Genomic DNA, 21,222 nt, shown 5'->3' on the forward strand with positions numbered 1-21,222 from the left:
GAGACGCGTACTCCCGAGACGCGTACTCCCGAGACGCGCCGATGAGCGGCATCGCCCTCGCCGCCGCGGCCGCCGCGGGGGCCGTGCTGCTCACCGCGGGCTTCGTCCTGGGGCGGCTCGCCGGCCGGCGCGTTGGCCCGGCCGCCGATCCCGATCTCGGTACGCCCGTCGAGCGGGCCACCTTCCACACCCTGCACACCGCCTCGCTCGCGGCGCCGCCGCTGCGCGCCGGGCTCACCGAGGAGACGGCCCGCAGGGCGGCCGGCACCCTCCGTTCGCTGCTCGGCACGGAGGCGCTCTGCCTCACGGACCGGGGCGCGGTCCTCGCCTGGGACGGGCCGGGCGAGGAACACCACCGCGCCCACGTGCCGGAGCAGGTCTCCGAGACCCTGGAGACCGGCCGCAGCCGGTCCGCGCACACCGGATGCGCCGACCCGGCCTGCCCGCTGCGCTGGGCGGTGATCGCCCCGCTCACCGGGGAGGACGGGGTGCTGGGAGCGCTCGTCGCCTACGGCTCGCGGGAGTCGGCCGTCCTGGTGCGGGCCGCGACGGAGGTGGCCCGCTGGGCCTCGGTCCAGCTGGAGCTGGCCGAGCTGGACCGCTCGCGGACCCGGATCGTGGAGGCCGAGATCCGGGCGCTGCGGGCCCAGATCTCCCCGCACTTCATCTTCAACTCCCTCGCGGCCATCGCCTCGTTCGTCCGTACCGACCCGGAGCAGGCCAGGGAACTCCTCCTGGAGTTCGCCGACTTCACCCGCTACTCGTTCCGCAGGCACGGCGAGTTCGCCCAGCTGGCCGACGAACTGCGTTCCATCGAGCAGTACCTGGCCCTGGCCGGGGCGCGCTTCGGCGACCGGCTGAAGGTGACGCTGCAGATCGCCCCCGAGGTGCTGCCGGTCACGCTGCCCTTCCTCTGCCTGCAGCCCCTGGTGGAGAACGCCGTGAAGCACGGACTGGAGGACCGCGAGCGGGGCTGCCGGGTCACCATCGCGGCCCGTGACGCGGGCGCGGAGGCCGTGGTGACCGTCGAGGACGACGGCATCGGCATGGATCCCGAGCTGCTGCGCGCGGTCCTGCGCGGCGAGCACCCGGCCGGCTCCGGCATCGGCCTGTCGAACGTGGACGAGCGGCTGCGGCAGGTGTACGGGACGGAGTACGGCCTCGTCATCGAGACGGGTGTCGGCGCCGGGATGAAGGTGACGGTCCGCATCCCCAAGTACCGTCCCGGCGTGCACCGTTCGGCACCGTGACGGCCTGAGCCCCCGGCCGTCCCGGTACTCGGCGGCCCGCCGCCGCGGTCAGCGCAGGTGCAGCGACAGGTGCGCCAGCGGCAGGCCCAGCTTCCAGGCGGGCAGCCAGATCTGCTCGTCCTCGTCGACCGGGGACCCGGCCTCGTCGGCGCTCCTGTCGTCGAGGTCGGCCGCGCGCACCCAGGTGTCCCTGAGGTGGCGCCACGCGGTCTCCGCGAGCGTCTGGTCGGGGCCGTCACCGCCGGCCTCCCGCCGTGCGGCGAGCCGCTCCTCGACCCAGGGGGGCCAGGGCCGGTCGTACGCCGTGTGCCGCAGCCACTCGTCGATCCGCCAGGCGGCCCCTCCGCCCGCCTGGCCCGCCGGCTCCTCCGAGAGGTGGACGGTGAGGGCGAGGGCCTGGCGGCCCGCCCGGTACTCCAGTGAGCCGGGCGCCACGAGCGCGGCGGCCCGCAGCACCTCGTCGGCCAGGTACTCGGCGCACAGCCAGGCCATCGGGACGGCGAGGCCGCCACCGCTCGTGCCGCCGGTGCCGTTCGTGCTCTCGGGCAGCAACGCTCCCACCTTCTCCCGGAGATCGGGGACCCGGACATGGGGGACCCGGGGAGAGCTTCCTCCGCGAAGGGCGTCCGCGGGACCCGCTTTGCTCAACTCACCCGTGTGGTTTCGGATACGTTTTCCGGCCGGATCGGTGCCGGTGGGATTCCTGGTGCCACGGGAGGCGTACGGGGCGGGAGGGGCGTCGCGGGCAGGGGCGCGGGCGGGTATCGGTCCCGGCCTCAGCCGAGGAGCGCGTACACCGCGGTCGCGTGGGCGGCGGTCTCCTGTGTGCCCTCCGCCGTCATGGTGATGTCGGCGAAGGCCATCCGCTTCCCCGCCTTGGTGAGCCGGGCCCGCACCAGGACGTCCGAGCCGACGACCGCCCGCTGGAAGCTGATGGACTGCTGGACGGTGGTCATCGGCACGAAGCCGCCGCGGGCGGCGGCGACCGCGATCACCGTCGCCGTGTCTGCGGCGGCCATCAGGGCCTGACCGGAGAGGCCGCCACCCTCCCGGGCGAGCCGGTCCGACCACGGCAGCCGGAGCACGGCCTCGTGGCCGTCGGCGGAGGCCACGGATTCGACGGTGAGTCCCAGATCGAGCACCCAGGGGGCGAAGTTGTCGGCGAGGACCTTTTCGGCGGCGGAGAGTGTCAGCGTCACGGCGTCATTGTGGGGCCCCGGCGCGCACCCGGGCAACGGGCCCGCGGCGCGGCCGGTAGCCCGGAAGGGACCGGCCGAGCTGCCGCAGCGCGTAGTGCGAGCGGGACTTGACGGTGCCGGCGGGGATGCCGAGTTCGACGGCGGCCTCGTTGACGGTGAGGCCGTGGAAGTAGAGCCGGACGAGGACCGCGCGGTGCTCGGGGCTGAGTTCGCGGACGGCCGCCCGTACGTCGAGGGCGGCCTCGGCCGAGGCGGTGGCGTCGGCGGGGTCGGGGGTCACCTCGAGGACGCCGTCCCCGATCTCGGCGGGGCGGGCGAGACGTGAGCGCCAGGCGTCGATGGCGAGGCGGCGGGCCACGGTGAAGAGCCAGGGCCGCATCGACTCGTAGGGGCCGTCGAAGGCCTCGGGGTGGAACCAGGCCCGTACCAGGGTCTCCTGGGCGAGGTCCTCGGCCCGCTGGCGGTCCCCGTGGGTGAGCCCGAGCAGGAAGGAGAGCAGGGCGGGTCCGTGGTCCCGCTGCAGCTGCTCGAGGGTCCGTTCGTCGGTGGTCGCCGTCGTCATGCTTCCCGCCTCTCCCGCGGCTCGTCGTCCGGCCCGTATACGAGCGCATCCGGACGGCAAGAGACAGGGAACGGACATCGGCGTGCGACGAACGGTCGGACCGAGCGGCGAATGGTACGGCGAACGGTCGGACGGCGACCGACCGGAGGTGGTGCGTCCGTTTCAGCGGGGTTGATGCGCCGATGCGGCCTTGACCCTTGACTGCGGCTTTCCCGCGAGATCAATTCGTCAGAACACATGTTCATCAGACGAATAGGGTGGAGCGCCGTTACATGACCTCACGCACCAGACCTGCGATGGCACTGGCCGCCGTCCTGCTCGCGGCGGCCACCGGTTGCGCCGAAGGCGGCGGCCCGGCCGGAGGCTCCCCCACCCCGGAGGCCACGGCGAGCCCGCCGGGCAACGCCCGGCCCGCTGCCCCGTCCGCCGCGCCCGGCGGGGCCTCGGCGCCCGCCGGATTCACCCTGGTGGCCTCCGGGGACGTCCTCCCGCACGACTCGATCATCCGCCGGGCGGCCGCGGACGCGGGCGGCGACGGCTACGACTTCGCCCCCATGCTCTCCGGGGCGAAGTCCGTCGTGTCCCAGGCCGACCTGGCCATCTGCCACATGGAGACCGTGTACGGGAAGGACGGCGGCCCCTACACCGGATACCCCGCCTTCAAGTCGCCGCCCGAGGTCGCCGCCGCGCTCAAGGCCACCGGATACGACTCCTGCTCCACCGCCTCCAACCACACCCTCGACGACGGCGCGGCGGGCCTCGGACGTACCCTCGACGCCCTCGACCGGGCCGGCGTCCGGCACGCCGGATCGGCCCGTACCGAGGCGGAGGCGGCGAAGCCCACGCTGCTCAGGGCCGGCGGCGCGACCGTGGCGCAGCTCGCCTACACGTACGACACCAACGGACACCCGCTGCCCGAGGGGCAGCCCTGGGCGGTCCAGCTGCTCGACGAGCGCAAGGTGATCGCCGACGCCCGCGCCGCCCGCGCGGCCGGCGCCGACGTCGTCGTGGTCAGCGTCCACTGGGGCACCGAGTGGCAGACCGAGCCCGACGAGCGACAGCTCTCCCTCGGCCGCTCCCTCACCGCGTCGCAGTCCGGCGGCCGCCCCGACATCGACCTGATCATCGGCACCCACGCCCATGTACCGCAGGCCTACGAGAAGGTCAACGGCACCTGGATCGTCTACGGGATGGGCGACCAGATCGCCGGGGACATGATCAACCACCAGGGTGCCTTCGACCCCCGGGGCAACCAGGGCAGCATCGGCCGCTTCACCTTCGCCCCGCCGAAGAGCCCCGGTGGACGCTGGGAGGTGGCGAGGGCCGAGTTCGTCCCCCAGTGGTTCGACACCGGGCGCGGCCGGGTCGTCAACCTCGGCGCCGCCGACGGCGGCGACCCGCGCCACCCCGGCATCCGCGAGACGATCCGCCAGGTCGTGCTCAGCCGCGGCGCCGACAAGGACGGCCTGGTGATGGGCGGGTAGGCCTCCGGAGCGATCGGCTCATCGGGTGCTTTCGGACGGGTGACCGGTGTCGATGAGCCGCGCGGACCCTCATCCGTACGAACCATTGGTCATGAAAAAGGATCAGATGACCAGCGGGCGGCGGGCGGTGCTGCGGCTCGCCGCCGCCCTCGGAGCCACCGCCACCGTCGGAGTCCTCGCGGCGGACCGGCTCGCCACACCCGGACGGAGCAACGGCGCCGCGCCCCGGCCCACCCCCGGAGGCCACCCGGGACGCGCAGGCGCGGCAGCGGGCCCGGCCGCCGGCCCCCAGGCCCAGGCCGCCCGGCTGCGCCCCAGCGCGTACCGGCTCCAGCCGATGACCGCGTACGCGCCCCCCGCGGTCCGGCGAGCGGTGCCGCCGGTGCGGCAACGGCCCTTCCTCAGCATGTCCGGGGTCGGCAGCTCCATGGTGCTGTCCTTCGACGACGGCCCCGACCCCCGCTACACCCCCGGCATCCTCCGGACCCTGCGCCGGTACGACTGCCGCGCGATGTTCTTCGTCTGCGGCGAGATGGCCGTCGAGAACCAGGACCTGCTGCGGGAGATGGCCGCGGACGGCCATGTCATCGGCAACCACTCCTGGTCCCACCCCCTGATCCCCAAGCTGCGGCCCTCCCGCATCCGCGACGAGCTCGGCTCCACGAGCGAGGTCGTCGAACGGACCCTGGGCGACGCCCCGCTCTGGTACCGCGCCCCCTACGGGGCCTGGAACCGGCACTCCTTCGAGATCGGCGCCGAACTCGGCATGGAACCGCTCGCCTGGACCGTCGACACCCTGGACTGGAAGGAACCCGGCACCGGCACCATCGTCCGCCGCGTCCTCGACGGCGCAGCCCCCGGCGCGATCGTCCTCTCCCACGACGCGGGCGGCGACCGGACCCAGAGCGTGGCCGCGCTCCGCCGCTACCTGCCCGAACTCCTCGACGCCGGCTACCACATCACCGTGCCCCGGCGCTGACCGACCGGTCACGACGAACCTGAACGGGTGCGGGCACCAGGAGGATCCGGGGGGCCTGCACCCGTGCGTCGAACTCCGCGACGCGTGAGGCTGAAGAGGCATTCACCGGCCCACACCTTGGGGGACATCGTGGCCATCTCCACCTCACCTTCGTCACGCGGCGCGACCCGGAACGGCGGCCGTCGCCGGGCGACTCGGGTGGTGGCCGTCTGCTGCGGCCTGCTGCTGAGCGCACCTGCCGTCGCCGTCGCCACCACCACGCCCGCGGCCCCTGCCCAGACGCGGTACGAGGAGCGCGCCCGGGGCGCCCTGGTCTCCGCCGAGAAGCTGTACACCCTCGCGACCCCGCGGGCCGTGGCCACCGAACTGGGCGCGGCCGGCTTCGAGGACGACACCGTCCGGTACGGCGTGGTCGCCTACCGGCTCGTCTACCGGACCGTCGACGCGCACGGACGGCCCACCACGGCGAGTGGGCTGCTCACGCTGCCGATCGACGGCGAACGACGGCTCCGAGCGGTCTCGTTCGCACACGGAACCGGCAGCCACAAGAACGACTCCCCTTCCATGCGGCGCGTCGCGTTCGTCTCCGCGCCGGTGATCGCGCACACGGCGGCCGGTGCGGCGGGGGTCGCGCCCGACTACCTGGGGATGGGCACGGGACCCGGGCTCCACCCCTGGATGGACGTCCCCTCCGAGACCACCGCCTCCCTGGACATGCTGAGGGCGGCCCGCGCCTTCGCGCCCCGCACCGGACACGTACTGGAGCGCGAGGTCATGGTGACCGGCTTCTCGCAGGGCGCCTCGGCGGCGCTGGGGCTCGGCCGGGCCCTGGAGGCGGGCGAGGACCGCTGGTTCAGGCTGGGCGCGCTGGCACCGGTCAGCGGCGCGTACGACTTCGGCGGGGCGGAGCTGCCCGCGCTGCTCGCGGGCAGGCTGGAGCCCAAGTCCAGCGTGCTGTACGCGGCGTACACCCTGGTCGCGTTCAACCGGCTCCACCACCTCTACGACAGTCCCGGCGAGGTCTTCAGGGCCCCCTACGACAGCACCGTCGAGGCGCTCTTCGACGGCGCCCACACGGGGGAACAGCTGATGCGGGGCACCCCGGGCGCTCTGGACGAGCTGCTGACCGAGCACGGCCGCGAGTTGCTCGCGCGACCGGCGGGGCCGCTGGCGGAGGCGCTGCGCGTGACCGACGCCGTGTGCACCGACTGGGCACCCCGTGCCCCGGTACGGCTCTACATGGCGACCGGGGACGAGCAGGCCGTCACCGAGAACACCGAACACTGCCGGACGGCCCTCCTCAGGAACGGCGTGGACGCCCCGGTCGTCGATCTGGGCGCCGTCGACCACTACGGATCCCGTCACCTGGGATCCAACGTGGCCGCCACGTCGTCGATCGTGCGCTGGTTCGGCGAGCTGCGCGGTCGATGACGGGAACGCCTGTCCCCGGGCTCAGGCCCGTGGCCCGGAGCCCAAGGACACGCTTCTAGCGGGAGCCGACCATCCGGGCGTAGACGACGACGTTCCCGTCGTAGCCACGCGCGCGCGTGTAGCCGCCGCCGCAGGTGATGACGCGCAGTTCGGGCTCACCGGTGTCGGCGTAGACCTGCACGCCGGGGAAGTTGTCCTTCGAGTACACCTCGACCCCGTAGATCTCGAAGACCGCGATCCGGCCGTCGTACCGCTCGACCTCGACGTGCTGGCCCTTCTCCAGCGAGCCGAGGCCGTAGAAGACCGCGGGCCCCTGTCCGTTGTCGACGTGGCCGACGACCACCGCGGTGCCGCGCTGGCCCGGGGAGATGCCGTTCTGGTACCAGCCGGCCAGGTTGGCGTCCTGCGGCGGGGGCGCCGCGACCCAGCCGTCGGCGTCCAGGCCCACGTCCATGATCGGGGCCGCCACCCGGATCGCCGGGATCCTGATCCGCGAGGCCGGGGCGAAGGCCAGCGGTTGGACACCCTCGCTCGCCCCGGGCGGCGGCGGGGTGACGGGGCGCGCCACCGGCCGGGCCGCCGCGGCGGGCTGTGGGGGCCCGAGCGAGACGTCCACTCCGTTGCGCATCATCGCGATCCCGGACAGCATGGCGAGGGCCAGGACGCCCCAGGGTTGGCGTCTCCTGCGTTCGAAGACGCGGAAGTCCTTCGGGGGCATGGTTCTCCCTTCGTGGCGTCGTCAGAACGGTAAGGGCGGCCGGCCGGACCGTCGCCCCGAGCGGTGCGAACGGGTGGGGACCCCCTCCGGACGGGTGCCGGGCACCGGCGTGGGGCGCACGCGGCCCGAGCGGCGACGAAACGACCACCGAGCGGCCACGGACCGGCCACGGACCGACCGCGCGGTGGCGACATGCGGGTGACCCGGGGCTGACCCATCCGAGTACTCGTCAGATAAGCGGCCTGATCGGCGCTGACCTGCGGTTCTCCACCCTCAGGCGGCTCCATCCCGGGCGTGTCGCCTCACCGGGGTGGACCAGTGCCGAAATGCAGAGCTCGCCCCGACTTGTGATGGTTCGTCATGGAAGGCGTACTCGTCGAAACTCCCGGAGCACCGCTTTGGGGCGTCTTCCACTGGAGGTTCAACCATGCGTGCTGCACGCACTCTGGCGGTGACCGCCACCGCAATCGCTGCGGTCGGGCTCGCGGCCCCCCTCGCCGTCGCCACGAACGGGCCGAGCAATGTCCAGGTCAACCCCTTCGACGTTCACGCGGGGTCGACCATCACGATCACCGCCAAGGGTTGCGGTCACGGTGGCACCGTCACGTCCAACGCCTTCCCGACGACCAATCTGTCGGTCAACTCCAACGGGCTCTCCAGCGCCATCGCCCGTGTCCACAACAACGCCACCCCCGGCAGCTACAACCTCGCGGTCAAGTGCAGCGACAGCACCAGGGTCGTCACGCACCCGTTCCGCGTCCTCGCGGGCCGCGGCGCCCAGGGTGGCATCGGCGGTTCCCTGGCGCCCAGCTCCACCGAGATGGCCGTCGGCGGCAGCCTGGTCGCCGCGGCAGCGCTCGGCGGCGGACTCTTCATCGCCCGCCGTCGCCGTATGACCGGCGCGGGGGTCTGACCGGTCGAACCTCCCGGTCCGGCCCGCTGTGCCCGCCGCCCCCGAGTCCCCGTCCGGGACCCGGGGGCGACGGGCGTCCCGCGGCGGACGCCCGGCACCGCTCCGGACCGACCGGCGCACCGGTGCACGGCACTGGTCCTCGTCACCGGTCCACGGCGCCGGTCCACGGCACCCGCTCAATGGTGGCGGGAGGCGCCGGAGCGGCGTCGGAACACGTACACGCCGCCGGCGGTCGCGGCCAGGACGAGGCCCGCGCCCGCGGCCAGTTCGACCGGTTCGAGCCCGCCCACCGAGCCGCCCAGACCGCCCTGCACCCCGCGAGGGGGAGTGAGGATGGTGGAGCTGATCGTCGGGGTGGCGGTGGGGATGCCGCTGATCGTCAGGTCGACGGTGTCCTGGACGCCGCCGGTGCAGTTGAACGACACCGTGTACACGGCGCCCCGCCGGGCGTCCCAGTCCACGGTGGCGGTCGCCGCCGCGTTCGGGGCGATGGTCACGGTGTCGAAGATGCCGGCCGAGGCCGTCGCCGTACTGGCGCAGCCGGGTGCGCTGAGCGTCACCCGGCCGCCAGGGGCGACGACCGAGGGCGACACGACGAAATCGCCCGGTGCCTTGGCCCGCGGTGCCCGCGGGTTCGGTGCGGGGGCACCGTCCGCCGCGACGGCGGCGGGGGCGGCCAGGGCGAGGGCGGCCGCCCCCAGCAGGGCAGTGGTTGCGGCACGTATCGCGCGCATGGTGAATCCTCCGGGTCCCGAGGGGCAGCCGCGGAAGGGGGTTTCCGCCAAAGACCGTGCGTACACCTCGATGCCGGCAACGCTAGGAGCGCACTACCACAACCGCGATCCCAGACGTGCGAATGGGGCACGCATGTCCCCCGGGCGGCCCACTCCGGCACCCCGACTCACCCGGTGAGCTGCGGGAACAGGTCGGTGAACGGCGTGGCGGTGGCCGAGATGCCCCGGCCGAACGGCGCGTCGAAGTCCCAGATGAGGAACAGCAGGAACGCGATCAGCACACTGAACAGCCCGGCGAGCAGCAACTCCCGTCCGGTTCTGCGGATCTGCAGGGTGAAGATCAGGCCGACCGTCACAAGGGCCCCGATGATCAGGCCGAACCACACCACCCCCGGCATGGTGGCCCCGGCGCTCTGGCCCCTGGCTCCCCGTGCGTCGTCGGCGACCGCCACCTGATCCACCAGGGGCTGGTAGGCCTGGCCCTCGAAGTCGTTGGCCGGCTGGTAGTCGGTGACGCTGCGCCGGACCCGGTCGAGGAGCGCGGTGCCCTCCTCGCTCAGCTCGCCCTCCTCGGCCATGTACGCCCATTCCTCGTCGACCACGTAGCTGACATACGCGTCGACGTCGGCGCGGATGCGGTCGCGGACCTGCTGCGGGTAGACCTCGACCCGGGCCGAGATCTCGTGCATCGCCTGGGCCTCCTGCCGCACGGTCTCCTGGGCGGCACCGCGGGCCTCCCAGACGCCGGCGATGGCCAGGCCGAGGACGATCGCGTAGATCACGCCGATCATCATCGTCATGTACTCGATGACGTCAGGGGTTTCGCTGGGGTCGTCGTCCTCGGGGATCCGGCGGTTGTTGATGACGACGATCGTGAGCACGACGGCACACGCGGCGGCCATCGCAAGGGTGAGAACAAGCCATTCAGACATGGATTCCTCAGTCGGAGTCAGCTGGAGCGGGGGCGGAGGATCGCGGTCGCGAGGACCGCGGGCGCGATGATCACCAGCGTCATGGTGACGACGGACGTCCGGCCCGCCGGCTGGGGTCGTGACGTGCGCCGGTAGTGGGGCAGCGCGACGGGCCCGGCGGCCGGCGGTCGCGGTCGCACGGTGGGCGCCTGTGCGGGCGGGGGTGGCGGGGCCGCCGCCGGGCCGCGTTCCGGCGGCTCCGTGCCCGGGGGTACGGGGGACGCCGGTGCGGGGCCCGGTGCCGGAGTGGTGACCGGGGGAGGCGGCGGCGCGGTGGTTCGTACGGGAGGCGGGGGCTGAGCGGGGGACGGCGGTTGAGGCGGCTCGGGCGTCGGCCGTGGCGCGGGCGTCGTGGGACGCGGTGGCGACGGCGAGGGGGGCGGCGGAGACGGCGGGGTCGGCCGGGGCGTGCAGCCGCCCGACCCGATGACCGCCACCGAGGTGTTCGACCCGCCGGGGCCGGTGGTGGCGTAGGCGCAGGAGTCGGCGGCGGCGGGCACGGGCGTGGAGAGCATCCACACCAGCGCCAGCGCCGCCACTGGCCGCGCGAGGAGTGATCCGTACAGAGACACGCCGTCGAGCTTGATCACAGACACGCCGTGCCGGGGCGGAAATCCCGTGGGATTCGCCGGATGGTGGGGATCTTCGTACGCACCGGCTTGACGTTTGGCGCTCCGGGGGCGCACGCGGGGCGCAATCTCCGGGGATCCGGCCCCGATCGGATTCGCGGAGACGGCCGACTCCCGTCGTTCCGGGCTCCGAAGAGATTTCTGTCCGGTTGTCGCCCTGTCGGACGGAGTGGTGCACAGGGGATCCTGCACCGATGACCGGGCCCGACGGGGCCGACGGACCAGGCGCCGTCCGGGCCTGGGGGTACATCGGAGGAAACGACTGCCGGCCGTGGAGCCGACGCACAGTCACATGCACGTGAATATGCACAGCCTGAAGGCGTGAATCCTTCGCTCCGAGAAGCACGTGCCAATGGCGTGTGACCAAGAACGGACCGCGAATTTCCGTTTCTACTCGCTCTCTCGGCGGGTGATCAGTAGCCTCACCTCGAACACCGGCCGCGAACACATGGCCGCATCCCCCATGGCGACTTGTTGGAGACATTGATGGAGCGTCCCGCCTGGGCTCCGCCGGGTATCGACATTTCGGTGCCGAGCGTGTCCCGTATGTACGACTTCTATCTGGGCGGCTCGCACAATTTCGAAGTGGACAGGGAAGCGGCGCGCAAGGCCATGGAGTTCATGCCTGGCCTGCCCAAGATCATGCAGGCGAACCGTGCCTTCATGCGACGCGCCGTCCGCCACGCCGTTGACAACGACGTCACCCAGTTCCTCGACATCGGCTCCGGCATACCCACCTTCGGAAACGTGCACGAGGTCGCGCGCGCCGCCGACCCCACCGCCCAGGTCGTCTACGTCGACCACGACCCGGTCGCCGTGGCCCACAGCCGCGCGGTCCTGGACGGGGACGAGGGCGCCACGGTCGTCGCCGCCGACCTCCGCAAGCCGGCCGACATCCTGCACAGCCCCGAGGTCACCCGACTCCTCGACCTGGAGCGGCCCGTGGCGCTGCTCCTCGTCGCCGTCCTGCACTTCCTGGAGGACGAGGACCGGCCGCACGAGGCCGTCGCCGAGCTGATCGCCGCGCTCGCGCCCGGCAGCCTCGTCATCCTCACCCACGCCTCGTACGAGGGCATCCCGCTCTCCGAGGAACAGGCGGGTGGCACCGTCGGCGTCTACCGGAAGATCCGCAACCCCCTGGTGATGCGTTCGGGCGAGGAGATCACCCGCTTCTTCGAGGGCACCGAACTGGTCGAGCCCGGCCTCGTCCCGATGCCCCTCTGGCGACCGGACAGTCCGGTCGAGGAGGAGGATCCCTTCGCCTTCTCCGGTTTCGCAGGGGTGGGGCGCAAGGCGTGAAGGTCCCGACGCAGCCGTCCGGCGCGGTCGCCGAAGCGGACGGCCCGGAGGACAGACTCAGGCGGTTCGTCACCATCTGGAGCCGAGCCATCTTCCCGGTGACCGCCACCTCGCTGACCCGCGCCGAGTTCGAGGGGCATCTGCTGCCCCTCGCCCGCACCCTCTACGACGCCCTGCACGCCCGGCCGTTCGACACGGCCCCGGCCCAGCGCACCGGCGCCGCCCTCGTCGCCGCCCACTGCACCGACCCGGACGCGCTCGGCCGCAGCCTCGGCGTCGTCGACTCGTACCTGGTGCTGTACTGCGGCGGGGCGTCGGACCTGCCGGCCGAGGAGCTCCGGGCCCGCTGCGCCCGGCTCCAGCACGCCATGGCCACCGGCTACGCGCAGGCGCTGCGCGAGCGGACCCGCGCCGAACAGGAGGCAATCGCCCGCTCCGCGCTCTCCGCCCGCAGCGCCGCCGAGATCGCCCTGCACGCCACCGAGAGCCGCTTCCGGGCGGTCTTCGACGGGGCGGCCATAGGGATCGGCATCGCCGACCTCGACGGCAACGTCCTGGAGGTCAACGAGACCCTCACCCGCATGTTCGGCGGGATGGAGGGCCAGGTCCGCAGCCGGAACGTGAGCGAGTGGGTCCACCCCGAGGACGGCCCGCACGTCTGGAAGCTGTACGACGAGCTGGTCCGCGGCGACCGGGAGTCCTACCGGGTCGAGAAGCCGTACTACCGCGGTGACGGAACGGTTCTGTGGACCAACCTCACCGTCTCGCTCCTCCGGGACGCCGAGGGCAACCCCCAGTACCAGCTGGCCCTCATGGAGGACACCACCGAACGGCGCCTGCTCCACCTGCGCCTGCGGTACGAGGCCACCCACGACGCGCTCACGGGCCTGCCCAACCGGACCCTGTTCTTCGAGCGCCTGGAGAAGGCCCTCGCGCCCGGCGACAATGCCCGCTTCGGCCTCTGCTACCTGGACCTCGACGGTTTCAAGGTCATCAACGACAGCCTGGGCCACTCCACCGGCGACCGACTGCTCGTCGAGGTCGCCGACCGGCTCCAGAGCTGCGTGACCGGATCCGGCGAGATGGTGGCCCGGCTCGGCGGGGACGAGTTCGTCGCCCTCACCACCGCTCCGGGCGGTGAGCGGGACGTCACCGAACTCGCGGACCGCATCCTCGCCGCCCTCTCCACGCCCCTGCGCATCGACGGCCGGGAACTGACGGTCCGCGGCAGCCTCGGCGTCGTCGAGGGCCCGGCCGGCGAGCGCACCCCCGCCGAGGTGCTGCGGAGCGCCGACATCACCATGTACCGCGCCAAGTCGGCCGGCGGAAACCGCTTCGAACTCGCCGACGCGGAGGCCGACGCCCGCGCCATCACCCGGCACGGACTCACCACGGCCCTGCCGGCCGCCCTGGAGCGTGGCGAGTTCTTCATCGAGTACCAGCCGCTCGTCCACCTCGGCGACGGCAGCGTGCACGGCGCCGAGGCGCTCGTACGGTGGTGCCACCCGCAGCACGGGGTGCTCGGCCCCGACCGCTTCATCCCGCTCGCCGAGGACACCGGCCTCATCGTGCCGCTCGGCCGCTGGGTGCTCCAGGAGGCCGTACGGCAGGCCCGCTTCTGGCAGACCCGGCACTCCGACGGCGGCCCGCTGCGGATCAACGTCAACCTCTCCCCGACCCAGCTCCACCACCCGCGCCTGGTCGCCGACACCGTCGACGTCCTGGAGCGGTCGGGGCTCGAACCGGGCGCCCTCTGCCTGGAGGTGACCGAGTCGGCGCTCATCGGCGCCGACGAGGACCTGCTCAAGCCGCTGCGGCAGCTCGCCGAGATGGGCGTGGACATCGCGCTCGACGACTTCGGCACCGGCTACTCGAACCTGGCCAACCTGCGCCGCCTGCCGGTGAGCGTCCTCAAGCTCGACCGCTCCTTCACCCGGGGCATGCAGCAACACCCGGTGGACCCGGTCGACCTCAAGATCGTCGAGGGGATCGTCTCCCTGGCGCACAGCCTGGAACTCGCCGTCACCGTCGAGGGCGTGGAGACCGGCGCCCAGGCCCGCCAGCTCCGCGAGCTCGGCTGCGACACGGCCCAGGGCTGGTACTACGCCCGCCCCGGAGCCCCGGACCGCATCCACTCGCTGCTCCTGGCGGACGCCGTCTGAGGGCCGCGCATACAGAACGCGCATACAGAACGCGTGTACGGAGCGCGTACACAGAGCGCGCCTACAGAGCGCGCATACAGAACCGGCCTCCCCGCGCGGAGCGGGGAGGCCGGGAAGAGGTACGGGGGAGGAAAGCGGAGAGGCTATTTCAAGGAGTGGGTAGAAGGAAGCCTCTCCATGGCCTCGCCCCGGAACGACCGTAACACTCAGGCGGGCAGCAGGTCGCGCAGATTTTCCGGGGTGAGCACCCGCGAGCCCGGAGCGAGGCCTTCCGGCCGCTCCAGACCGATGAACGTGACCGGTCCCCCCGGTACCGTCCGGCCGTCCCACAGCGTCGTCTCCGCCCCCGACTCCTCCATCAGCGCCACGAGGTGACGTACGGTCAGGTGTGTGCGCCCGAGCAGGGCGCGCATCACGACCGCGATCGTCACCCGGTGCCCCTCGACCTGGTTCGCCGACGGCGCTCCCCTCAGGTACAGGTGCAGCCAGTGCGCGTGCCAGCGGCCCTCGTCGTCCCGCCGGAAGGCGAGCGGCAGGGCCACCCGGCCGGGCCCGCGCAGATCCGACTTCATCCGCACGGTACGCGGCTCGAACGGCCGCCCGCCCTGCTCGGACTCGCGCAGCATGAAGCCGAAGAAGCCCTCCGCCACCTCGTCGAAGCGCTCTCCCGAGAAGACGTACACCTGCGGCACGATGAACGTGCCCCGTACCGCACCGAGCCGCAGATCGATGAACTCCGAAGCCCCGTCCGGCGCTTCGGTGACGTCACCCGAGTGCCGGCCCTCGACGTCGGTCAGGGCCGTGTACGACAGCCACGTCACGGTCGCGTAGTCCTCGTCCAGGACCAGCGCCGACAGATCGAGGTCGGTCGTCATCCGCGCCTCCCGCCAGTACGTGAAGAAGCGCAGGAGCTCCCCCTCGACCGGCGAGACGGAGCCGCGCGGCAGCACACCGAGCCCCGCCGAGGCCGCCCGGCCGCTCAGCGGCAGGGCCACGTCCAGGACGTCGGGGTCGATCAACAGGCGCGAGGGGGAGGGCAGTCGGCGACGGGTCTCGGCATCGAGGACCGCGATGAGCCGTCGGCGGTCGGCGTCCTCCAGCGGCGGACGCGTGTCGTCCGTGACCCAGGCCGAGCCCTCCCGGTTCACGAACACCCTGCGCGTGCCGCCGCTCCCGCCCGCGCGGTTCTGGACGTGCTCGCGCACCGACAGGACGACCCGGCCCGACACCTCCGGCGCCGCCCGCTCGACGGCCGCGAGGACCGCCTCCCGCTCCTCGCCCTCCCGGGCGGTGCGGACGAGCCGGTCAAGGGCACGGAACAGCCGTCCCGGCGCATGGGAGGCCAGCAGCTCCGCCGCGCCCGCGACATCGCCCCGTACGAGCATCTTTTCCACCCGGCTGTCGAACGACGGCGCCCTGTGCTCCCCCCGCGCGACCGCGAACACCTCGGCGGCGTGCGGCCAGTGCGGGTACTCGTGGGGGTGCAGCCGCTCCCCGAGCCGCTTCCACGCCTCCCCGTGCGCGGACACGTCCGACAGCTTGGCCGGCGACGCGGCCACGACCGCGTCGAGCCCCGCGAGCAGGGCGCGGCGGTAAGGCCGGGACAGCGCGCGGAAACGGGTGGGCTCCCGCAGCGTGACGTCGCCGTCCGCGAGGGCGCAGGCCAGCCGCAGGACGTCGGTCGCGGTGTCGAACAGCGGCGCCGCGCCCACCCGGAGCCGGGCCGCGTTGACGACGGCGCGGTTCTCCCGGACCGGGATCTCCGCGGGCTGGGGGCCGTCGGCCCCGTGCCCGGCCAGCACGGCCAGGTCACGCAGGTGCTCCTCGCCGAGCGGGGTCGTGCTCCCGGCCAGCGCGAGGTAGAGCGCGGTGACCTCGGCGTCCGCGTCCGCGCCGAGGTGCAGTACGGTCAGCCGGTCACCGGCCGCCGCGATCAGCTCGTCGTGGACGGCGAGCATCTCCTCGTACGTGTGCTGGTACCGGCCGTACGACGGGAGGGTCAGCAGGTCGAGGACGCCCGCGCGCAGCTGGTCGACCGTCCCCGCGCGGCGGTCGCCGTCGTCGAGAGCCTCGGCCAGGCACGCCGTCCAGAAGTCGAGCGTGTCCGGCACGTTGGCCGGGAAGTCGACGAAGTAGACGTTGTGCCGCACATGGTCGCCGACGAGCTCGCGGACCGTGGCGAGGGTGCGGACGGCGGTCTCGACGACCGTCGCCTCCGTGAGCCCCGAGAGGCGCTCGATCAGCTCGGCCGAGAGCTTGAACCCGGCGGTCATCAAGGCCGCGTCGAACCTGCGCGCGGCGGCGCTCCCCTCCCCGGCCGGACCGGTGGGGGAGGGGAGGCGGCGGGTGTGCCGGACGACCAGATGTTCGAGCGCGTGAACCATGGACGCATGCTCCCAGCCGCCCGTCGCCCGTCGCACGCGGATTTCGGGGCGCGGGGGCGGGCGGCCGGCCCCGCGCCTCAGCCCCGGTCCTGGGCCTGGGCCTGGTCACCGCCCCGGCCCCGTCGGGAGGCGAGCAGCATCCGCTGGAGTTCCCGGGCCGCCCTGGGGGGTGCCACGTCGCTGCGGTGGGCCAGGGCGATGGTGCGGCGCAGGCCCGGCCGGGCGAGGGCGGTCACCCGCAGGTCGCGGCCCGCGCGCGCCGCCACCATCGCCGGGACGACCGCGAGCCCGAGTCCCGCCCGTACGAAACCGAGGACCGCGTCCAGCTCGCCGCCCTCGACCGTGAAGGAGGGCTCGAACCCCGCGGCCCGACAGGCCGCCACGGTCAGTTCCCGCAGGTCGTAGCCGTGCCGGAACATCACGAGCGGCTGGTCCCGCAGGTCCGTGATCCGGACGGGGCGGCGCGGCGCCGGGGCCGAGGCGGAGGAGACCACCACCAGGTCCTCCCGGAGCAGCTCGACCGTCGTCAGGGCCGGTGACGGGGTCGGCAGGGGCAGCACGACCAGCGCCAGGTCGAGGGCCCCGCGTGCCAGCTCGCGTACGAGATCGTGCGAGCCGCCCTCCTCGATCAGCAGCTCGATCCCCGGGTGCAGGTCGTGGAAGGCGCGCAGCACGTCCGGCAGGAGCCCCGTGCACAGGCTCGGCGTCGCCCCGAGGCGTACCCTGCCCCGCTTGAGCTGCGCCAGCTCCTGCACCTCAAGGCGGGCCGTCTCCGTGTCGGCGAGGATCCGGCGTGCGAGCGGCAGCAGGGCCTCGCCCGCGTCGGTGAGCGTGATGTTCCCCCGGGCGCGGCTGAACAGCTCGGCACCCAACTCCTGTTCCAGGGCCTTGATCTGCTGGGAGAGCGAGGGCTGCGAGACGTGTACGCGCTCCGCGGCCCGGGTGAAGTGACGGGTCTCGGCCACGGCGACGAAGTAGAGGAGCTGCTGGAACTGCATGAGCCCAGCGTACGCCCCATCAATAGGAGCCACCTATCGAGATCAGCCGGACCATGTCTTGGACCTCTCGGGCCCTCCGGCCCTAGCGTCGTGTGCATGGCTCTGGCACCCACGAGGGACCGGACGGCGGGCCGACCGCCGTCCCCCACACCGTCACGCGGATTCCTGTCATCGACCCTCGGCAAGAAGACGGTCATGGCCGTCAGCGGGCTGCTCATGCTCGGCTACCTCGTCGCCCACGTCGCGGGCAACCTCAAGGTCTTCTTCGGCCCCGAGGAGTTCAACGCCTACGGCCACTGGCTGCGGGTCATGGGCGCCCCGGTCCTGCACCACGAATGGGCCCTGTGGCTCGTCCGGATCGTGCTCCTCGCCGCCGTCGTCGCCCACGCCGTCTCCGCGTACCAGCTCAGCCGCCGCGACCTGAAGGCCCGCCCCACCGCGTACGTCCACCGCCGCAAGGGCTCCTCGTACGCCACCCGCACCATGCGCTGGGGCGGGATCATCCTCGCCCTCTTCATCGTCTGGCACATCCTCGACCTGACCACCGGCACCGTCCACCCCGGCGGCTTCGAGGAGGGCAGGCCCTACCAGAACGTCGTCGACACCTTCTCCACCTGGTACGGCAACGTCATCTACATCGTCGCCATGCTCGCCGTCGGCCTCCACGTCCGCCACGGCTTCTGGAGCGCCGCCCAGACCCTCGGCGTCGGCAGCGCCCGCCGCGAACGCCTCCTCAGGGGCGCGGCCAACGGCCTCGCGCTCGCCCTGACCGCGGGCTTCGTCTCCGTCCCCGTCGCCGTCATGACCGGAGTGGTGAGCTGAATGACCTTCCCCGACCACCGCGTGGGCGAGCCGATCGCCGACACCAAGGCCCCCGCGGGACCCGTCGCCGAACGCTGGGACAACCGCCGCTTCCAGGCGAAGCTGGTCAACCCCGCCAACCGGCGCAAGCACCGGATCATCGTCGTCGGCACCGGCCTCGCCGGCGGCTCCGCCGGCGCCACCCTCGCCGAACAGGGCTACCAGGTCGTCCAGTTCTGCTTCCAGGACTCCCCGCGCCGGGCCCACTCCATCGCGGCCCAGGGCGGCATCAACGCCGCCAAGAACTACCGCAACGACGGCGACTCCATCCACCGCCTCTTCTACGACACCGTCAAGGGCGGCGACTTCCGCGCCCGCGAGTCCAACGTCCACCGCCTCGCCCAGATCTCCGTCGAGATCATCGACCAGTGCGTCGCCCAGGGCGTCCCCTTCGCCCGCGAGTACGGCGGACTCCTCGACACCCGCTCCTTCGGCGGCGTCCAGGTCTCCCGCACCTTCTACGCCCGCGGCCAGACCGGACAGCAGCTCCTCCTCGGCGCCTACCAGGCCCTCTCCCGGCAGATCGCCGCCGGCAACGTCGAGATGCACGCCCGTACGGAGATGCTCGACCTCGTCGTCGTCGACGGCCGGGCCCGCGGCATCGTCGCCCGCGACCTGATCACCGGCGAGATCTCCACCCACTACGCGGACGCCGTGGTCCTCGCCACCGGCGGCTACGGCAACGTCTTCTACCTGTCGACGAACGCCATGAACTCCAACGCCACCGCCGTCTGGCGGGCACACCGGCGCGGCGCCTACTTCGCCAACCCCTGCTTCACCCAGATCCACCCCACCTGCATCCCGCGCACCGGCGACCACCAGTCCAAGCTGACCCTGATGAGCGAGTCCCTCCGCAACGACGGACGCATCTGGGTCCCCAGGGCCAAGGGCGACACCCGCCCCGCCGCCGACATCCCCGAGGACGAGCGCGACTACTACCTGGAGCGGATCTACCCCTCCTTCGGCAACCTCGTCCCCCGCGACATCGCCTCCCGCGCCGCCAAGAACGTCTGCGACGAGGGACGCGGCGTCGGCCCCGGCGGCGAGGGCGTCTACCTCGACTTCGCCGACGCGATCCGCCGCATGGGCCGGGCCGCAGTCGAGGAGAAGTACGGCAACCTCTTCGACATGTACGAGCGGATCACCGCCGAGAACCCGTACGAGGTCCCCATGCGGATCTACCCCGCCGTCCACTACACGATGGGCGGACTCTGGGTCGACTACGACCTCCAGACCACCGTCCCCGGCCTCTTCGCCATCGGCGAGGCCAACTTCTCCGACCACGGAGCCAACCGGCTCGGCGCCTCCGCCCTCATGCAGGGCCTCGCCGACGGCTACTTCGTCCTCCCCGCCACCGTCAACGACTACCTCGCCCGCCACCCCCGCGCCGAACCCGTCACCGACGACCACCCGGCCGTACGGGAGGTGCTCGCCGAGACCGAGGACCGGCTGAACCTGCTCCTCGCCGTCGGCGGCGACCGCACCCCCGACTCCTTCCACCGCGAACTCGGCACCCTCATGTGGGAGTACTGCGGAATGGCCCGCACGGAGGAAGGACTCCGGAAGGCACTGCGGCGCATCCCCGAGATCCGCGAGGAGTTCTGGAACCGCGTCAAGGTCCCCGGAACGGGCGAGGAGTTCAACCAGTCCCTGGAGAAGGCCAACCGCGTCGTCGACTACCTGGAACTCGCCGAACTCATGTGCCTCGACGCACTCCACCGCGCCGAGTCCTGCGGCGGCCACTTCCGCGAGGAACACCGCACCCCGGACGGTGAAGCCGCCCGCCGCGACGAGGAGTTCGCGTACGTGGCGGCGTGGGAGTTCGACGGCGGCGCGCCCGTCCTCCACAAGGAGGACCTCACCTTCGAGTACGTCCACCCCACCCAGCGGAGCTACGCATGAGGCTCACCCTGCGCGTCTGGCGCCAGCGGAACGCCGGCGCCCCCGGCGCCATGTCCACCTACGACGTGGACGGCATCTCCGCCGACATGTCCTTCCTGGAGATGCTCGACACCCTCAACGAGGACCTCATCCTGCGGGGCGAGGACCCCGTGGCCTTCGACCACGACTGCCGTGAGGGCATCTGCGGCGCGTGCAGCCTCGTCATCAACGGCGACGCGCACGGGCCCGAGCGGACCACCACCTGCCAGCTTCACATGCGGGCGTTCCGCGACGGCGACACCATCGACATCGAGCCCTGGCGCGCGGCGGCCTTCCCCGTCGTGAAGGACCTCGTCGTCGACCGTTCCGCCTTCGACCGGGTCATCCAGGCCGGCGGCTACATCACCGCGCCCACGGGCGCGGCCCCCGAGGCCCACGCGACCCCCGTCCCGAAGGCCGACGCCGACTCGGCCTTCGAGCACGCGGAGTGCATCGGCTGCGGCGCGTGCGTGGCGGCCTGCCCGAACGGCTCGGCGATGCTCTTCACCTCCGCCAAGGTCAACCACCTGAACGTCCTGCCCCAGGGCTCGCCCGAGCGCGAGACCCGGGTCCTCGACATGGTGGCCCAGATGGACGCGGAGGGCTTCGGCGGCTGCACCCTGACGGGCGAGTGCGCGACCGCGTGCCCCAAGGGGATCCCGCTGCCGTCGATCACGGCGATGAACAGGGAGTGGCTGCGGGCGCGGAGGAAGGTGAAGGGGTAGGGC

The 21,222-nt window shown here is 72.7% G+C and carries 20 protein-coding genes; 11 read left to right on the forward strand and 9 right to left on the reverse strand.

Annotated elements, in window-relative coordinates; translation table 11 throughout:
- Positions 1-41: 41 nt before the first annotated feature.
- Positions 42-1,250, forward strand: coding sequence for a histidine kinase (locus ACIA8N_RS13950; RefSeq protein WP_365781005.1), 1,209 nt, complete (start codon positions 42-44; stop codon positions 1,248-1,250).
- 48 nt (positions 1,251-1,298) lie between these two features.
- Here the strand turns inward: ACIA8N_RS13950 and ACIA8N_RS13955 are convergent, their stop codons facing one another.
- The 3 genes from ACIA8N_RS13955 to ACIA8N_RS13965 form a co-directional block, all read right to left on the reverse strand.
- Entirely contained in the window at positions 1,299-1,802 is a 504-nt protein-coding gene (locus tag ACIA8N_RS13955; RefSeq protein WP_365781004.1) for a hypothetical protein, read from the reverse strand.
- A gap of 224 nt (positions 1,803-2,026) precedes the next feature.
- Entirely contained in the window at positions 2,027-2,449 is a 423-nt protein-coding gene (locus ACIA8N_RS13960; RefSeq protein WP_359205404.1) for a PaaI family thioesterase, read from the reverse strand.
- 4 nt (positions 2,450-2,453) lie between these two features.
- Entirely contained in the window at positions 2,454-3,011 is a 558-nt protein-coding gene (locus tag ACIA8N_RS13965; RefSeq protein ID WP_030552586.1) for a sigma-70 family RNA polymerase sigma factor, read from the reverse strand.
- Positions 3,012-3,283: 272 nt separating this feature from the next.
- Between ACIA8N_RS13965 and ACIA8N_RS13970 the strand changes: the two genes are divergently transcribed.
- From ACIA8N_RS13970 to ACIA8N_RS13980, 3 genes are all read left to right on the forward strand, one after another.
- Positions 3,284-4,495: a CapA family protein gene (locus ACIA8N_RS13970; protein ID WP_365781003.1), complete on the forward strand. Its 1,212-nt coding sequence runs from the start codon at positions 3,284-3,286 to the stop codon at positions 4,493-4,495.
- 91 nt (positions 4,496-4,586) lie between these two features.
- Positions 4,587-5,474: a polysaccharide deacetylase family protein gene (locus ACIA8N_RS13975; protein ID WP_365781002.1), complete on the forward strand. Its 888-nt coding sequence runs from the start codon at positions 4,587-4,589 to the stop codon at positions 5,472-5,474.
- 129 nt (positions 5,475-5,603) lie between these two features.
- Complete coding sequence (locus tag ACIA8N_RS13980; protein ID WP_365781001.1) at positions 5,604-6,905, forward strand: lipase; 1,302 nt, start codon at positions 5,604-5,606, stop codon at positions 6,903-6,905.
- A gap of 55 nt (positions 6,906-6,960) precedes the next feature.
- Here ACIA8N_RS13980 and ACIA8N_RS13985 read toward each other — a convergent pair whose 3' ends face one another.
- Positions 6,961-7,623 (reverse strand): class F sortase, encoded by a 663-nt coding sequence (locus ACIA8N_RS13985; protein ID WP_365781000.1) that lies wholly within the window; start codon positions 7,621-7,623, stop codon positions 6,961-6,963.
- A 427-nt stretch (positions 7,624-8,050) separates the two neighbouring features.
- Between ACIA8N_RS13985 and ACIA8N_RS13990 the strand changes: the two genes are divergently transcribed.
- The gene (locus tag ACIA8N_RS13990) at positions 8,051-8,536 is read left to right on the forward strand and encodes a hypothetical protein (RefSeq protein ID WP_365780999.1); all 486 of its coding nucleotides are present in this window, start codon (positions 8,051-8,053) and stop codon (positions 8,534-8,536) included.
- Between the two features lie 176 nt (positions 8,537-8,712).
- On the opposite strand, the gene ACIA8N_RS13995 is transcribed toward ACIA8N_RS13990, so the two are convergent.
- The 3 genes from ACIA8N_RS13995 to ACIA8N_RS14005 all read right to left on the reverse strand — a co-directional run bounded on the left by ACIA8N_RS13995 (position 8,713) and on the right by ACIA8N_RS14005 (position 10,381).
- Positions 8,713-9,270 (reverse strand): hypothetical protein, encoded by a 558-nt coding sequence (locus ACIA8N_RS13995; protein ID WP_365780998.1) that lies wholly within the window; start codon positions 9,268-9,270, stop codon positions 8,713-8,715.
- A 167-nt stretch (positions 9,271-9,437) separates the two neighbouring features.
- A complete protein-coding gene (locus tag ACIA8N_RS14000) occupies positions 9,438-10,202 on the reverse strand; it encodes a hypothetical protein (RefSeq protein ID WP_365780997.1) in 765 nt (254 codons plus the stop codon).
- Positions 10,203-10,219: 17 nt separating this feature from the next.
- Positions 10,220-10,381, reverse strand: a complete 162-nt coding sequence (locus ACIA8N_RS14005; protein ID WP_365780996.1) for a hypothetical protein — start codon at positions 10,379-10,381, stop codon at positions 10,220-10,222.
- A gap of 211 nt (positions 10,382-10,592) precedes the next feature.
- On the opposite strand from ACIA8N_RS14005, the gene ACIA8N_RS14010 reads away from it, so the two are divergent.
- From ACIA8N_RS14010 to ACIA8N_RS14020, 3 genes are all read left to right on the forward strand, one after another.
- Positions 10,593-10,715, forward strand: coding sequence for a hypothetical protein (locus ACIA8N_RS14010; RefSeq protein ID WP_365780995.1), 123 nt, complete (start codon positions 10,593-10,595; stop codon positions 10,713-10,715).
- A gap of 641 nt (positions 10,716-11,356) precedes the next feature.
- Positions 11,357-12,169 (forward strand): SAM-dependent methyltransferase, encoded by an 813-nt coding sequence (locus tag ACIA8N_RS14015; protein WP_365780993.1) that lies wholly within the window; start codon positions 11,357-11,359, stop codon positions 12,167-12,169.
- Positions 12,166-14,331, forward strand: coding sequence for an EAL domain-containing protein (locus ACIA8N_RS14020; RefSeq protein ID WP_365780992.1), 2,166 nt, complete (start codon positions 12,166-12,168; stop codon positions 14,329-14,331). Before ACIA8N_RS14015 ends, ACIA8N_RS14020 begins: the two co-directional genes overlap by 4 nt.
- A 206-nt stretch (positions 14,332-14,537) precedes the next feature.
- Here ACIA8N_RS14020 and ACIA8N_RS14025 read toward each other — a convergent pair whose 3' ends face one another.
- Together ACIA8N_RS14025 and ACIA8N_RS14030 are read right to left on the reverse strand one after the other, a co-directional pair.
- A complete protein-coding gene (locus ACIA8N_RS14025) occupies positions 14,538-16,715 on the reverse strand; it encodes a hypothetical protein (protein ID WP_365780991.1) in 2,178 nt (725 codons plus the stop codon).
- A gap of 77 nt (positions 16,716-16,792) precedes the next feature.
- Positions 16,793-17,713 carry a LysR substrate-binding domain-containing protein gene (locus ACIA8N_RS14030; protein WP_365780990.1) on the reverse strand — a complete coding sequence of 307 codons (921 nt, stop codon included), beginning with the start codon at positions 17,711-17,713 and terminating at the stop codon, positions 16,793-16,795.
- Positions 17,714-17,809: 96 nt separating this feature from the next.
- On the opposite strand from ACIA8N_RS14030, the gene ACIA8N_RS14035 reads away from it, so the two are divergent.
- The 3 genes from ACIA8N_RS14035 to ACIA8N_RS14045 are packed head-to-tail and all read left to right on the forward strand — an operon-like array spanning position 17,810 to position 21,219.
- Positions 17,810-18,535, forward strand: a complete 726-nt coding sequence (locus ACIA8N_RS14035; RefSeq protein WP_399416344.1) for a succinate dehydrogenase — start codon at positions 17,810-17,812, stop codon at positions 18,533-18,535.
- The gene (locus ACIA8N_RS14040) at positions 18,536-20,476 is read left to right on the forward strand and encodes a fumarate reductase/succinate dehydrogenase flavoprotein subunit (protein ID WP_365780989.1); all 1,941 of its coding nucleotides are present in this window, start codon (positions 18,536-18,538) and stop codon (positions 20,474-20,476) included.
- Positions 20,473-21,219: a succinate dehydrogenase/fumarate reductase iron-sulfur subunit gene (locus ACIA8N_RS14045; RefSeq protein ID WP_030215091.1), complete on the forward strand. Its 747-nt coding sequence runs from the start codon at positions 20,473-20,475 to the stop codon at positions 21,217-21,219. The genes ACIA8N_RS14040 and ACIA8N_RS14045 overlap by 4 nt, the downstream gene beginning before the upstream one ends.
- The last annotated feature ends 3 nt before the right edge of the window (positions 21,220-21,222 follow it).

This window comes from Streptomyces sp. NPDC051822 (assembly GCF_044452745.1).
In the GTDB taxonomy this organism is placed as follows: Bacteria; Actinomycetota; Actinomycetes; order Streptomycetales; family Streptomycetaceae; genus Streptomyces.

What these genes read in the sequence shown, in the direction of transcription:
- ACIA8N_RS13990 (WP_365780999.1), top strand. Translation starts at nt 8,051, where the DNA reads ATGCGTGCTGCACGCACTCTGGCGGTGACCGCCACCGCAATCGCTGCG.
- ACIA8N_RS13995 (WP_365780998.1), bottom strand. Translation starts at nt 9,270, where the DNA reads ATGCGCGCGATACGTGCCGCAACCACTGCCCTGCTGGGGGCGGCCGCC.
- ACIA8N_RS13950 (WP_365781005.1), top strand. Translation starts at nt 42, where the DNA reads ATGAGCGGCATCGCCCTCGCCGCCGCGGCCGCCGCGGGGGCCGTGCTG.
- ACIA8N_RS13965 (WP_030552586.1), bottom strand. Translation starts at nt 3,011, where the DNA reads ATGACGACGGCGACCACCGACGAACGGACCCTCGAGCAGCTGCAGCGG.
- ACIA8N_RS13970 (WP_365781003.1), top strand. Translation starts at nt 3,284, where the DNA reads ATGACCTCACGCACCAGACCTGCGATGGCACTGGCCGCCGTCCTGCTC.
- ACIA8N_RS13975 (WP_365781002.1), top strand. Translation starts at nt 4,587, where the DNA reads ATGAAAAAGGATCAGATGACCAGCGGGCGGCGGGCGGTGCTGCGGCTC.
- ACIA8N_RS14035 (WP_399416344.1), top strand. Translation starts at nt 17,810, where the DNA reads ATGGCTCTGGCACCCACGAGGGACCGGACGGCGGGCCGACCGCCGTCC.
- ACIA8N_RS14025 (WP_365780991.1), bottom strand. Translation starts at nt 16,715, where the DNA reads ATGGTTCACGCGCTCGAACATCTGGTCGTCCGGCACACCCGCCGCCTC.
- ACIA8N_RS14015 (WP_365780993.1), top strand. Translation starts at nt 11,357, where the DNA reads ATGGAGCGTCCCGCCTGGGCTCCGCCGGGTATCGACATTTCGGTGCCG.
- ACIA8N_RS14045 (WP_030215091.1), top strand. Translation starts at nt 20,473, where the DNA reads ATGAGGCTCACCCTGCGCGTCTGGCGCCAGCGGAACGCCGGCGCCCCC.
- ACIA8N_RS14030 (WP_365780990.1), bottom strand. Translation starts at nt 17,713, where the DNA reads ATGCAGTTCCAGCAGCTCCTCTACTTCGTCGCCGTGGCCGAGACCCGT.
- ACIA8N_RS14000 (WP_365780997.1), bottom strand. Translation starts at nt 10,202, where the DNA reads ATGTCTGAATGGCTTGTTCTCACCCTTGCGATGGCCGCCGCGTGTGCC.
- ACIA8N_RS13985 (WP_365781000.1), bottom strand. Translation starts at nt 7,623, where the DNA reads ATGCCCCCGAAGGACTTCCGCGTCTTCGAACGCAGGAGACGCCAACCC.
- ACIA8N_RS14040 (WP_365780989.1), top strand. Translation starts at nt 18,536, where the DNA reads ATGACCTTCCCCGACCACCGCGTGGGCGAGCCGATCGCCGACACCAAG.